This is a genomic window from Oceanobacillus indicireducens, from assembly GCF_014647195.1.
GTDB classification, from domain to species: Bacteria; Bacillota; Bacilli; order Bacillales; family Amphibacillaceae; genus Oceanobacillus; species Oceanobacillus indicireducens.
This window is the reverse complement of sequence record NZ_BMOS01000035.1, coordinates 1-13,934: the sequence shown is the minus strand read 5'-3', so window position 1 is coordinate 13,934 and position 13,934 is coordinate 1. Positions and strand designations below refer to the sequence as shown.

The window sequence follows — 13,934 nt, the reverse complement described above, 5'->3', positions numbered from 1 at the left end:
GGACAATTAAGGAGGAATTAACGATTGAAATGTTGTATTGATATAAGTAACGGATTGAATTGAGAAGACATGAATGGGGGATGAACGGCATGCATGAAAATAATGAATGGTTTCCAGTTGTAAGTGTCTCCGAACAAGTGAATATACCTCCAGAAACAGTTAGAAGATATGCGAGGCAGTATAGGGATTTTTTGAATATAAAAAGAGGCGAGAAGAAGGCATATCTCATCCATGAAAGTTCGTTTGCTACGATTAGAAGGATCCGTTCATTGTTGGAACAAGGTCATCAGCATGGACAGGTGAAGCACCTATTGGATAATCCGACTGAGTTTTTTATTCCAGCGAAAAGAGACGATAAAGAAGCGCCTTTGGTAAATCAAGGTCCAATGTACAAGGAAATGATGGAAGAGCTACAGAACCTGACAGAACAGAATAAGCAGTTGTTGACGATGCTGCACCAAATGCATGAACGGATGGACGGGTATGAGGAGCTATTATTACAGCAGCATAGTTTTCCAAGTAAACAAGTGGATGAACAGGAAAAAGAACAAAGGGACTATGAACGGAAGCGGGATGAGTATTTGATGAAAACGATGAATGATATGCAAGAAAGGAAAAGGGAAAGTGTTAGTACGAAAGAGAGGCCTTGGATTTTTACGAGGTTGTTTAAGAAGTAATTAGAATTATGTTAGAATTATGTAGATCAAGATTTTTCTAAGAGGAGCTATAGTTATGAATAAAAAGTTGACGGTGAAAGTAGTAGATTTGCAAGGTGATTATTTTCAAATTGGAAAAATGCAAGGGAAAGAGATCAAGCAAACTTCTATATTGGAACAAATGAAACAACTATTGAAAGTAAACCAAACTCCGAATATACGAAAAGCTGAACAACTATTAAAGGAGCTATCTCCCAACTTGCTGTCCGAAATAAAAGGTCTTGCAGATGAGCTAGAGGTGGATATGGATACGGCACTTCTGTTTAGTGGCTATGATGTTGTATTACCTAAGATGGGATGTACGACTTTAGTAACAAATGGAATGTACATCCGTAATTATGACTTTAGTCCGAAATTGTATGATGCAAGACTTGTATTTACAAACCCAACGAACGGGTACAGAAGTGTAGGCTTCAGTCAACAAATTATCGGTCGGTTGGATGGTATGAATGAAAAAGGTCTAGTTGTCGGTTTGCATTTTGTCAATAATGAGGAGCGGGCAGAGGGATTTATTTCGACAACGGTTGTTAGAATGTTATTAGAGCAGTGTGCCGATATAGAAGAGGCAACTACCTTAATCAAACGCATTCCCCATGGTTATTGTTACAATTATTCCATCACTGACCGAAGTGGTAGAAGCATCAAAGTGGAAGCGACGCCAGATAGACAAATCATTATAGAAGCTGAACCTCTCGTGTGCACCAACCATTTTGAATCCGAATCACTACAGATTAATAATGGGAGTAAAATACAGTTGCAAGGATCTATTGACCGTCAAGCGTATGTAAACGGTCTACTTGAGAAAAATCCAGCTACAGCAGAATGGTATGCTCACTTCAATAGGGAGGATTCACCTTTATTTTCCCACAATTATGATGAATTTTTCGGAACGTTGCATACGGTCATTTATTCTCCAAAAGACTTAGAAGTAACAGTAGGAATCGGTGGTAATGCTAAACCAACGAAATATTCAATTCGCGATTAGGAGTGCACGCTTTGATTTGTATGAAGCAAAGAAGCTTAATGTTGGTTCTAATGCTAATAGTGCCTAGCATATCTCGATACTAGGCACTATTTCTGTTTTATCATTCGGTTATTCTTCAGAGCTTAATACCATATTCTCAGTCCAGTTTAAAATTTCTTCTTCATCTACACTAGGATCTTCAATGAGAAGCGAGTAGCGTAAACCTTCTTCATCCCATGTATATCCATTAATAATTTCCTCGTGCTCAGCAGGATTTCCGCGAATTTCTAAATTAGATGCTTCGATTTCCATATCCTCTGGAGTAGGGAATACGGATAGAGAGGCTAGAGGTGTACCTTCTTTGGAACCGTAATTCATCACAATTTCATTCCGGTCTAACTCCCCGCCGGAGAAATCATACAGCTCCACACTTAATAATTCTGTATTGTCATGAGAAAACAGGAGAAAATCCTGACCTAATGCTTCCGAAGCCTCTTCTAAAGTGACGCTTGTCTCTCCTAAATCTCCGTCCAATGTTTCGATTTCAACGTCATCTGGGATATCGATTGTAAACACATCTTCGGTAAATTTCGGTGAAAAGTCGAGCTCTGTATATGTTGATTCCGTTCGGCTATCTCCTGTTTCAGAGATAAGTTTTACGATAAACCATGTTTTTTTATCAATCCATACCTCCATGTCACCGATTAAACCACCGGATTCATTAGCCTCGATTTGAATGTGATACGTGTCAAACTCAAGAATTTTTTCTTCACCTACTAACTCATGCGTATGTGAGTCTTGGATTATATCCATCATGGTTGTGAATTGTTCTCTCGGACTAGGCGCTGTGAAACCTCCAAGCTCGGATAAATCCATTTCGTGAGCTATTCCATTCTCTTTGTCATACATAAGCATCTTCTCACCATCGTTTAAAACTTCCGACTGATTGCCGAGCAATTTATCATTAGAAATGATTTTTCTTTTTTGTCCTTCCACATTCTCTTCCATGGTGAAATGTTCGATCAATTCTTCTCCTTCAAATATTTTTGTTTCTGATACACCTGCATAATTAGTTATATCCTTATCCGATTCAATCGCATTGTGGATGATTTCTTCTGCAGAAACTTTCATGTTTTGAGAACACCCTCCTAGCATTAACGTTAATACACTTAAAAGAATAAGATATCTCTTCCATTTACGTTTCATTATGAACCCCTTTCCTTGAGCCAACAGGCTATTAATGTTCCTTTATCCTCTGTTGACCAAATTTTAATTTTTCCATCGTGTTTTTCCATAATCATTTTTGCGATACTAAGACCTAATCCGGATGTGGATCCTTTACCACGGGAAGATTCATTTTGATAAAAAGGCTGGAACACATTGGTAAGCTGATTCTGTTTCATGCCTTTCCCCTCATTTTGAATGAGGATGACGGTGCCATCCTCCCGCCATGTATCCACTTCATTTCTAAACGCTCGGAATACCCATTCGGGGAGTGGATTTTTTGCCGATATTCCTGCTAACCAAATCTGTTTCCCGCTTGGTGTGTAACGGACCGCATTATCCATGAGATTATCAAGGAGCCGCACCATTTGTTTCGGGTCAAGCATATAACCATTTTTAACAGCTATTTCTGTGGTAAGTGTAATCTGTTTACTAGCACAAGCTTCTTCATAACCAGTAAACAACATTTCGAAAAACTCATTTCCATTGACTGACACTTTATTCAATCTGTTTTCCGCGGATTGTAGCGCGGTAAAGACAGACAAATCATTGATCATCTCTTTCATGTGATCGAGCTTTTCATAAAGGATATGGCGGTATTCCTGCTGTTCCTTTTCCGTTAAATGGTGATTTTCCAATGCTTCCGTATAAGCGCGAACGGCGGTTAATGGTGTTTTTAAGTCATGAGAAAGGGAAGCGACCATATATTCTTTCTCCCGCTGTTGTTTACGGAGCGCCTCATTTGTTTCCATGATTTGAGCTTTCATCTGTTCAAAGTGATGAATGAGTACACCAATTTCATCCTTTGGTTGGGCGAGTGGCTTTGTTGGCTTTTTCCCGTCTGCAAATGCTTTCATATGCTGTTGTAATTGATTCAAGGGCTGGTTCAGTTTTCGGTTAATCGCTAGAAGCACGATAATATAAAAAATAAGGAAGAACCCGGCTAAAAGGATGAACATCATGTTGGTGCGTGTGCTTGTTGCTTCCACCCATTTACTTCGACTGAGCGTGATTTCGTATAGTCCGATTGGCTGATTTTGCTCATCAAAGACTAGTTGCTTCATCGTATACGTACGTGGGTTTTTCTGAAATTCATTTAAATTGCGAAATAAGTTTTCTTGAGATGTCCACTGAAACTGCCCGGTACCTAATGTGTTCATCGAAGAAAATAAATGAAGGCCATCGGAACGATATAAATCAATTTTTAAATGATCATCGGTAAGACTTATCAGATTCCGATAATTTTCTTTAGGCTGACCTTGATACAGGGAAACATCCTGCAGCTCACTTTCCAAGTCCGCAACGATTTCTTGAAAGTGTAGGAACTCCTGTAAATCTTGTTTTTGATCATAGTTGCTTAGACTGATATATAAAAGATAAACTGCTACCATTGGCAATACCATCACAACGAGATAACTAATCATTAACCAATATTTAATCTTCATCCTGATTGTTCTCCGATAAAGCGGTACCCGACTCCCCAGATAGTTTGGATGAATGTTGGATGTTTTCCGGTATCTTTCAGCTTCGTGCGGAGGCTTTTAATATGGACGGTAATCGTGTTATTGCCGTCTACATTCATCATTTGCCAGACATGCTCATAGATTTTTCCCTTTTCAAATGTGATAAAAGGATTCTTAGCAAGCAAAAATAAAATCTCTTGCTCTTTAGCCGTGAGTACAACAATTTCTCCATCTAAAAATACAGTTTCATTTAGAAAATCAATTGCTAAACCGTGTTTATAACGAATTAGCTTCTCTTGCTGATGTTTTCCCGTATAACGATGGTATCTTCTAAAGTGGGAATGGACCCTGGCGGTCAGTTCCTTTAGGCTGAATGGCTTAGTTAAATAGTCATCTGCTCCAAGATCAAGTCCAAGAACCTTACTGTCATCCTCCGTTTTCGCACTGACAATAAGGAGTGGTATATCACTTTCCAACCGAATCTGTTTACATAATTCAAATCCATCCATTTCCGGCATCATCAAATCAACAAGTACGAGGGAAAAATTATCTTCTTTAAATTCTTCCCAGCCCTCAACCCCGGTTGAAGCCCAAGTGACCTGGAATCCTTCTCTCACCAAATGATCACGCATAATCCGGGCAATTTCATAATCATCTTCAACAATGAGAATTTTAATTTCTTCTTGCATGGCTCTCCCTCTTCTCTGTCTACAGTATAATTCACAATATAATAACCCAATTAAAAGTTTATTTTTACTTAATAATAGCACAGCTAGTTCGCGGAGCTTGGCATACGTCGAATATAAACTACCGATTTATTGGGGACCTGAGATTTTCGGTTGATGAGCGATGTTCCAGCGCATTTTAGGATTTTTATGGTTCGATAGTTTTATCAAACAAAAAATGTCTAGTCTTCATTCCGCAATGAAAACCAGACACTAGATAACGTATTAATCAAAGCGATAGATCAGGAATTTACCATGTTTTCCATGTTTTTTATACGCTTTCACTTTGTTAATTAATCGGAAGGGTGTTTCTTTTTTTAGGAACTTTTTAAACTCGGGTAGGGGATAATAGAAGATGATGTCTACAGACCGTTCATGTTCTTTCACGGATTGCAGAATGTTTTCTACGACTTGTTTGAATATCGTGACGGAAAATGGATTAAAAAAGTAAAATACATTTTCTTCAGGTCTGATTTCATATTGTTCGGCAAGGGCGAATTCAAAGCGGATTGGTGCTTTCAGATGTTTGTTTTTCCTTGTATATAATGCTTTATTGATCTGTGATTCCTCGAAAGTAAGATCATTCATTTCCACACCTGTTACAGGCACATCGAAATGATGATGGATGTAAAATGGCACCCTGCCCCTTCCACTGCCAAAATCGACGACATGATCAGTGGGTTTCAGTTTATACGAGCGGAACAATTGTTCAAGTGCAGCGTAGGGTGTCGCCTCATAACGGTTATAGTCATCCGTCTGTCCACGCCATTCCCTAAGCCCGTTTGTCTTTACTTGAAGCATTTCATCAAATTTTCTTTCCAGCAATCTTACAACTTCACTCCATCTATAAACATATTTATCAATCTATCAAGCATTCATTCTACTAAGAAGCCGGGCAAGTAGCAAGGGAAGCGTGTATGAATAGGCAACTTGTCAGTTCCCAAGCCAAATTGTTCCACGAATAACAGAATATTATGTCGATATTTGATATACAACTGTAATATCATATTAACTTCTATGAAATGGAGATATGCTAAAGTACCCATAGATTATCAAAAGTAAACATATAAAGTGAAACTTATTCAGTAGGTGTATTACAGACCGTTAATACGTGATAAATTTTCACGTTAGTGTTTTTACATAGAGGACGTTAAATATAGCTTGTTTAGCAATAAATGCGAGGGAAATGGGGAACGAGAAATTGAAGAGAAAGATCGCAGCGATGGCCACTATGGCAGTGGTTGGTTTTGGTAGCGCTTTTTTCAGTACAACAGCATCTGCAGATTCATTAGAAGATCTAAAAAATAAAGAAACCGAACTGCAGCAAGACCGTAAAGACATAAAAGCTAACCTTTCTGAAGCGGAAGAGGAAATAGCTGATATTTTAATTGAATTAGAGGAAATTAATGTTGAAATTAGTCGGATTAAGAAAGCAGTCGATGAAAACAAAGTATCATTGAAGAAGAATGAAGAAGATATATCGAATACAGAAGAAGAGATAGATGCACTTGAAGCTGAAATTGCCAAGCTAGAAGAAGCGATTGAGGAACGCTTTGACATTTTAAAAGAACGGGCTTCTGCTTACCAGAAAAGCGGTGGAGATATCTCTTACCTGGAAGTACTATTCGGATCTCAAAGCTTCGGTGATTTCATTAGCCGTATTAGTGCGATAAATAAGATTACAGACTCGGATGTAACGTTGATGGAACAAATTGAAGCGGATAAAGAAATTGTAGAAGAGAAGCGAGAAGAAGTCGTTGTTAAACTTGAAGAATTAAAAGATTTGAAACTAGAGTTAGAAGAAATGCAAGCATTGATTGAGGATCAGGAGAAAGAAGCGAAGGTCAAGCAAGCTAACTTAGAAGAAAAAGAGGAAAAGCTTGTTGCTAAAGTAGAGGAACTAAAACTTGAAGATAATAAGCTAGCAGCACTTGAAAAAGATGTGAAAGAAAATATGACAGCATTAACGCAACCGGCGCCGGATACTCAAATTGCTTCAGATAGTGTTGGATCAAGTGGCGGTTATCTAGCATGGCCAGCGGTGGGAGGCTACATTTCCAGTTATGTTGGACCACGCTGGGGTAGAATGCATCAAGGTATTGATATAGCAAGACCAAGCAATTATAATATTTTGGCTGCTGCAGATGGGGTAGTAACGAAAGCAGGTTCTGCTGGTGGCTTAGGAAATAGAATAGAGATTGAACATAGTGATGGATTAAAAACAGTTTATGGACACCTATCGTCCATCAATGTATCGGTTGGCCAACAAGTAACTACTGGGACAGTAATTGGGATAATGGGTAACACTGGTAATTCAACGGGTATTCATTTACATTTTGAAGTATATAAGAATGGTGCCCTGCAGGATCCAATGAACTACGTAAATTAAATGCTCTTGACTGGCGAAATGATATACTGGGAATATACCGTAGAGAACCCTTATCCACGTTAAATTTTTCCGATAGCTATATTACTTACGCAAACAATACATGATCAGCTGGCTTCCTAGATTAGGGGGGCCAGCTTTTTATACTTTACCTCATATCCAATTGGAATCCATGCAAAAATATAGGGTATACTAAAGGTATAATCAAACATGAGGGAGCGAGTCATATGGCTGCGATTATTTTTCAATCACCGAGTAAGTACATTCAAGGAGTCCACGTATTAAATGAAATTGGTGAGCATGTAAAAAAATTAGGAAATAAACCGTTGATTTTGTCAGATGAAGTCGTGTGGGGAATCACGGGCGAACAGATTGAAGCAAGCTTTAAGGAAACGAGTTTGGATTATCATTTTGTTGAATTCAAAGGCGAGGCTTCTCTTAATGAAATCAATCGAGTTGTAGAAGAAGGTAAAAGTCAGACGGTCGATCTTGTTATAGGTGTAGGCGGCGGAAAAACGTTGGATGCTGCTAAAGCAAGTGCGGATGGCCTCGATGTTGGCGTTGTGATTGTCCCAACAACTGCTTCGACGGACGCACCGACAAGTGCCTTATCCGTTATTTATAGTGATGACGGCGTATTCGAGTCGTATAAATTTTATAATAAGAACCCGGATCTTGTATTGATTGACACGGCAGTAGTGGCAAAGGCTCCACCACGCTTTTTCGCCTCTGGGATTGCAGATGCGATGGCGACATGGGTAGAAGCAAGAGCAACGATCAAGAGCGACGGGGAGACGATGGCTGGCGGGAAGCCAAGTATTGCAGCACAAGCCATTGCAAAAACGTGTGAAGAAACGTTATTTAAATATGGGATCCCTGCTTATCATGCGGTAGAAAAGGGTCTCGTCACGAAACAAGTGGAAGCAGTTGTCGAAGCGAATACATTATTATCTGGTTTAGGATTCGAAACTGGAGGACTCGCAGCGGCGCACGCAATCCATAATGGGTTTACCGTTCTCGAAGGTGATATTCATAAGCTAACCCATGGTGAAAAAGTTGCTTATGGAACATTGGTTCAGTTAATGCTTGAATTGCATTCGGAAGCAGAATTAAGAAAATACATCCATTTCTATCGTGCATTAAACTTACCAACTACATTAAGAGAAATGCATTTAGATAAAGTGTCCTTTGAAGACTTGGTTAAAATAGGTGAAGCAGCGACACAAGCGGGAGAAACAATGAGGAATCTATCTCCAGACATTACCGCGGAGGATGTAGCACACGCGATTATAGCAGTTGACCAATTCAGCCGGAACTAGGGAGCAATCCTAATAGCTCGCATATGAAAAGGAAAAGGTGCTGACAAAAAATTGTCTAGCACCTTTATTTTTATGCGGCTGGATCTTCTGATTTCGCTCCAATGATTTTATCGACCATCATCGCGATTGCGCCGTCACCAGTCACGTTTGTTGCAGTACCGAAGCTATCCTGCGCCATGTATAATGCAATCATCAATCCAAGTGCTGTTTCATCGAAGCCGAGCATGGTGCTAAGCAGTCCTAACGCTGCCATGACGGCACCGCCTGGAACTCCGGGAGCAGCAATCATAATAATTCCAAGCATTAAGATGAAGGGAATCATCATTCCGAACGTTGGGAGAGACATCCCGCTGGAAAGCACCATAACTGCTACGGAACACATGACAAGTGTAATCGTACTTCCCGCTAAATGAATGGTCGCACATAATGGAACAGCCGAATCAGCTACACCATCTGTTACTCCATTATTCTTGGAAGAGCGGACCGTTACCGGAATAGTGGCTGCGCTGGACATGGTTCCGAGCCCGGTAAAATAGGCTGGAAGCATGGTTTTTAGCGAAGTAAAAGGATTTTTCCCGGCAAGCGTACCTGCGACAATATAAAGCACGATAAGCCATACCCAGTGGATTGCAATTGCCATAAGAAGTACGAGTCCAAATGCTTGAAGCGTGTCAAATACCGTTCCATCTGCAGCAAGTTCGGCAAAAATACTCGCAATATAAAACGGTAAAATCGGGATGATGACTTTCCAGATGAGGCGTTCAATAATTTCCTTTCCTTCATCAAAGAAAGCTCTTAACGTTGGGCTTTCAACCCTCGTGATCCCGATTCCGAAGACGAACGCTAGAACTAAAGCCGTCATCACACCTGTAATTGGATCAATTGTAAGTTCAAATATAGGCTCGAAGCCACTGGCTTCTTCCGCGGACGCTCCACCATTTCCAACGAGCTTTGGTATAACAAAAAGAGCAACGATAAATGCTAACGTGCCCGCTAAAATTGTGGATATATAAGCAAGTCCCCCGGTGATCCCAAGCATTTTCCCGGAATGCTTACCGAAGCTCGCAATCCCACTGGCAATATAAAAAATGATGATGAGCGGAATCGCAAATCCGAGGAATTGTCCGAACAGTTCTTTGAATGTCACGATAATCTTCACGATGAAATCTGGGATAACTAACCCGATAAGAATACCGGCAACAATACCCACTAGTAATTTTACGATTAATTTCATTCCTTCACTCCTTCCCGAGTATGAGATTTCTTTAAATATACCACTGACCCTAGTCAAATTCAAGAAAATTCCTAGATTTCTCATAACGAAAGTTGTAGCTTCAAATTAATGAAAATATGTTGATTCCCAGTCAAATAAGGGAATACTAACGGTACCATTTCCCAAATTGTGTCGAATGGTTTTTTAACGAGGAATTTTTGAAGCAAAGTAGGTGAATGCTTGTGACGGTTTTATTTATTGGTATCATTATCCTTTTTATCGCATCTAGTTATTTTTCAGGTAGTGAGACGGCACTTACGGCAACGAACGAGATGAAGCTGCAATTAAAAGCGGCTAACGGGGATAAAAAGGCAGAGCGCTTACTCAAACTCGTCAACAATCCAGATCTCTTTATCCCAGGTATTTTAATCGCTAATAATGTTCCGAATATCGTGCTTCCTTCCCTTGTAACAATTGTCGCGCTCGAGTACGGATGGAATATCGGAATTACGACGACGGTGCTGACTGTATTAATTATTATATTTGCTGAAGTCATGCCGAAATCGGTTGCTGCAGCTTTTCCTGAGCGAATTTCTTACCTCGTCTATTATCCGACGATGATTATTTTACACATTTTAAAGCCATTTATTTGGTTACTTAATCTGCTCACGAAAACAACAATTCGCTTACTTGGAAAAGAGGAGGACGAAGAGGTCACTATTTCGAAGGCAGAGATGCGAGCAATGGTTGATATCGCTCACACAGAAGGTACGTTTAAAAATAATGAGATGTACCGATTGAAATCGATGCTTGATTTCCAGACATTAAATGTTTCGGATGTATTGAAAACGCACCGGGTAGAGATGAAGGTCATCCCGACTGATATCGCTTTTGAAGAAGCAAAGGAGTTTTTATTGGAAAATCATCATACACGGTACCCGATTTACGAAGGGGATAGCGATAATATTGTAGGTGTCTTCCATTCGAAATTTATTTTATCTTGGTCCATTCAACCGGAAAAAGGGATTCGGGAGTTCTCTGATATGGATCCCTTATTTATTTACGAATTCAATTCGGTTGATGCAGTTTTCAAAAAGATGACGGACGCTAAGAAGCATATTGCTATCGTGCTCGATGAATATGGTGGAACAGAAGGGTTGATCACCCATGAAGATTTAATCGAGACCATGATTGGCGAGGATATTGAAGATGAGATGGATGAGGACGACGCACTCATCCATGAGCAAACGGAAACGTTCATTATTTGTGATGGACGGCTTTCGTTACACCGTCTTAATAATGTCTTCCAAATTGATATCCCGGAGGAAGCGGATAATGTGGCTGGTTTTATCTTGAATCGATACAGTTATTTGCCGGAAGAAGGGGAAGTATTCACTTTTAAAAACTTAGAATTTAAAATTTTAGAAGTAAGTGAACGAAGAGTGCACTTGGTTGAAATTAGGAAACTTTAGAACGACCTATCGCGTGGCTTAAGGGAGGTTGAATGTCCATTCTCCTTGCTAACGTCCTTTAAATATGTAATAGTAGAATTAATAGAATATTTCTCACCACTAGGGGTGCATTATTTGCTGAGAGAGTCAGGTGGAAAACTGTCTCAACCCTTCGAACTTGATCTAGTTGATACTAGCGAAAGAAAGCGGTGTTTGATAGCGACAAATCAACATGTTACGCGCAGACCGCCTTTTTCCATTATAAAAAGAGCGGTCTTTTTTAATGGGAAAGGTAAAAGTGTTTCATACACATGTAACGAAAGGCTTTCGGCAAATCGAGACATACCCTTTGTGGTGTAGAGAGGTTCTATACCAAAAAGGGAGGAATAAATCATGAGTGAACAGTTTACAGATCGTCTGTGGAAAAAGGTCCAGCCAATTTGGGAAGCTTACTTGGAGCATCCGTTTGTAAAGGGAATCGGGGATGGGACGCTCGATAAGGAAAAGTTCAAGCATTATATGAAGCAGGACTATGTCTATTTAATTGAGTATTCGAGAGTTTTTGCAATCGGGAGCGCAAAGTCACCGGATTTACATACGATGACGATGTTTGCGAATCTATTGCACGGGACATTGAACATGGAAATGGAATTACACAGGGAATATGCAGCCCGCTTTGGTATTACAAGTGAAGAACTCGAGGAAACTGAACCATCAGCAACGATGACTGCTTATACAAGTTATATGCTGAATGTTTCCCAGCTTGGCGGTGTAGAGAATGCGATTGCATCTGTGCTGGCCTGTGCATGGAGCTATAACTATATTGGAAAAGAATTAGCGAAAAACCCAGAGTCATTAGAGCATGAGTTTTACGGTAATTGGATTCAAATGTATTCCTCAGAAGGATTCACCGAGCTTGCCGAAAATTGCCAGAAGCTCATTAACGATTACGCAGCAGGAAAATCTGAAAAAGAGTTGCAAGCGCTTGAAGATATTGTTGTAAAAACAAGTAAATTTGAATACATGTTCTGGGAAATGGCAGAAAATATTGAGATGTGGCCGTTATAAGAGAGTAATGGGGGAGTGCTTGTCGCTCCCCCCTAATTTTGTTAAGCGGTTTATTCTCTTTTTTCCTTATCTTTCCTTGAATCACTTGATGGCATTTTCAATCCTGTAAACGGATTGATCTCATATGACATATCCCGATCATGCTCTTTCTCTGTTTTACTTACATTCTTACTTAATGCAACAAAATACCAAACAAAGGGTACTGCGACAATGAGCAATATAAGTCTTGGAATCCAGTCGCTCAACAGATCACTCCTCTTTTAAAGTTAGCGAATATTGTAATGATTATTTCTAATTATTCATTATTACGTTCCACATTTGCTATATGTTTATGTTTCGTTTTTAATAAACTTCCATTAACATTGCTAATTTAAACAATCTATACTATGCTTGATACAATACTTAGCTTTTTATGGAAAATAACTACATACGATAAGACCCGTAATCATGGTGTCTAAGGAGACTTAATAGGGAATCTGGTGTGAAACCAGAACTGTACCCGCAACTGTAAATGCTGACGAAATAAGTAAATCCACTGTCTCTGGACGGGAAGGAATTGAGTAGGATGAAGCATGAGTCAGGAGACCTGCCATTATTATGAAAGTTATCTTCTTCGGGAGTTGGGAAGGTATAATGAGGTTTATTCTGACTTTTAACGGTAAAAGATTACTGTTTTATTGAGGATGCTATCTTTATTATACCCATCAGTTCTGATGGGTTTTTTCATTTCCTTAAAAACTCTCCCGAAGTCTCTTAAGCGGTCACTTCAAAGAACAGAGAAGAGGTTATGAAATGGAAGAAAAATTACCAGCGACAATTTCGAGAACAATTCAGACGAAGCTTGTTTTACCTCCGGATACAAACCATATGGGAACAATTTTTGGAGGAACTGTTTTAGCATCAATTGACGAAATAGCGGCGATTGCTGCTATGAAGCATAGCGGGAGTGTGGTCGTCACGGCATCGATCGATACGGTGAATTTTCTCTCAACTGCTAAGGCGGGTGATATATTAAAATTGGAGGCGGTCGTCGTCTCTACGGGCAGAACCTCGATGGAAGTGTATGTGAAAGTGGAATGCCAGCATTTGGATACAGGCGAAATAACAACGACGACTACTGCAATTCTGACGATGGTTGCAATTAATAGTGAAGGAATTCCAACCAAAGTGAGTGGCGTGATTCCGGAAACGGAGGAGGAGAAGCGTCTGTTTCAAAGTGCGCAAATAAGGAAAAGTCGACGGATGCAGATACGGGAGTATTCAGAGGGCAGGTAAGAAAGAATCCTGCCTCTTTCCCATTATACATGAAACTATAAAATAAAAATGCTGTGATAACTTAGGTATCCGGGGCTAGCTACGTCCGGCTCCAGCGCCCAGCAACTATCAAACTTCACACTCCTCCAAT

13 protein-coding genes and 2 riboswitches are annotated in these 13,934 nt (G+C 39.8%); of the genes, 7 read left to right on the top strand and 6 right to left on the bottom strand.

Translation table 11 applies throughout. From position 1 onward, the window contains the following. The first annotated feature begins 89 nt into the window (after positions 1-89). Together IEX94_RS16790 and IEX94_RS16785 are read left to right on the top strand one after the other, a co-directional pair. A complete protein-coding gene (locus IEX94_RS16790) occupies positions 90-677 on the top strand; it encodes a DUF3967 domain-containing protein (RefSeq protein WP_188859085.1) in 588 nt (195 codons plus the stop codon). 55 nt (positions 678-732) lie between these two features. Then, positions 733-1,701 carry a C45 family autoproteolytic acyltransferase/hydrolase gene (locus IEX94_RS16785; protein WP_229782774.1) on the top strand — a complete coding sequence of 323 codons (969 nt, stop codon included), beginning with the start codon at positions 733-735 and terminating at the stop codon, positions 1,699-1,701. 108 nt (positions 1,702-1,809) lie between these two features. Here the strand turns inward: IEX94_RS16785 and IEX94_RS16780 are convergent, their stop codons facing one another. The 4 genes from IEX94_RS16780 to IEX94_RS16765 form a co-directional block, all read right to left on the bottom strand. Beyond that, entirely contained in the window at positions 1,810-2,811 is a 1,002-nt protein-coding gene (locus tag IEX94_RS16780) for a LolA family protein (RefSeq protein ID WP_188859084.1), read from the bottom strand. A 74-nt stretch (positions 2,812-2,885) separates the two neighbouring features. Beyond that, the gene (locus IEX94_RS16775) at positions 2,886-4,349 is read right to left on the bottom strand and encodes a HAMP domain-containing sensor histidine kinase (RefSeq protein ID WP_188859083.1); all 1,464 of its coding nucleotides are present in this window, start codon (positions 4,347-4,349) and stop codon (positions 2,886-2,888) included. Next, positions 4,346-5,056: a response regulator transcription factor gene (locus IEX94_RS16770; protein ID WP_188859082.1), complete on the bottom strand. Its 711-nt coding sequence runs from the start codon at positions 5,054-5,056 to the stop codon at positions 4,346-4,348. The genes IEX94_RS16775 and IEX94_RS16770 overlap by 4 nt, the downstream gene beginning before the upstream one ends. 261 nt (positions 5,057-5,317) lie before the next feature. Next, entirely contained in the window at positions 5,318-5,917 is a 600-nt protein-coding gene (locus tag IEX94_RS16765; RefSeq protein WP_229782773.1) for an SAM-dependent methyltransferase, read from the bottom strand. A 376-nt stretch (positions 5,918-6,293) separates the two neighbouring features. Between IEX94_RS16765 and IEX94_RS16760 the strand changes: the two genes are divergently transcribed. Both IEX94_RS16760 and IEX94_RS16755 read left to right on the top strand, forming a co-directional pair. Continuing rightward, positions 6,294-7,481, top strand: coding sequence for a murein hydrolase activator EnvC family protein (locus tag IEX94_RS16760; RefSeq protein ID WP_188859081.1), 1,188 nt, complete (start codon positions 6,294-6,296; stop codon positions 7,479-7,481). Between the two features lie 224 nt (positions 7,482-7,705). Next, positions 7,706-8,797, top strand: a complete 1,092-nt coding sequence (locus IEX94_RS16755; protein WP_188859079.1) for a glycerol dehydrogenase — start codon at positions 7,706-7,708, stop codon at positions 8,795-8,797. 70 nt (positions 8,798-8,867) lie between these two features. Here IEX94_RS16755 and IEX94_RS16750 read toward each other — a convergent pair whose 3' ends face one another. After that, positions 8,868-10,031 carry a dicarboxylate/amino acid:cation symporter gene (locus IEX94_RS16750; protein WP_188859078.1) on the bottom strand — a complete coding sequence of 388 codons (1,164 nt, stop codon included), beginning with the start codon at positions 10,029-10,031 and terminating at the stop codon, positions 8,868-8,870. Positions 10,032-10,252: 221 nt separating this feature from the next. Between IEX94_RS16750 and IEX94_RS16745 the strand changes: the two genes are divergently transcribed. Together IEX94_RS16745 and tenA are read left to right on the top strand one after the other, a co-directional pair. Continuing rightward, on the top strand, positions 10,253-11,482 hold the full coding sequence (locus IEX94_RS16745) for a hemolysin family protein (RefSeq protein WP_229782772.1): 1,230 nt from the start codon (positions 10,253-10,255) through the stop codon (positions 11,480-11,482). 91 nt (positions 11,483-11,573) lie between these two features. Then, positions 11,574-11,683: riboswitch (TPP riboswitch) on the top strand. Between the two features lie 171 nt (positions 11,684-11,854). Then, on the top strand, positions 11,855-12,529 hold the full coding sequence (gene tenA, locus IEX94_RS16740) for a thiaminase II (RefSeq protein WP_188859075.1): 675 nt from the start codon (positions 11,855-11,857) through the stop codon (positions 12,527-12,529). A gap of 50 nt (positions 12,530-12,579) precedes the next feature. Here tenA and IEX94_RS16735 read toward each other — a convergent pair whose 3' ends face one another. After that, on the bottom strand, positions 12,580-12,774 hold the full coding sequence (locus IEX94_RS16735) for a hypothetical protein (RefSeq protein WP_188859074.1): 195 nt from the start codon (positions 12,772-12,774) through the stop codon (positions 12,580-12,582). A gap of 186 nt (positions 12,775-12,960) precedes the next feature. Next, positions 12,961-13,137: riboswitch (cobalamin riboswitch) on the top strand. Positions 13,138-13,321: 184 nt separating this feature from the next. On the opposite strand from IEX94_RS16735, the gene IEX94_RS16730 reads away from it, so the two are divergent. Continuing rightward, on the top strand, positions 13,322-13,804 hold the full coding sequence (locus IEX94_RS16730) for an acyl-CoA thioesterase (protein WP_156856150.1): 483 nt from the start codon (positions 13,322-13,324) through the stop codon (positions 13,802-13,804). The last annotated feature ends 130 nt before the right edge of the window (positions 13,805-13,934 follow it).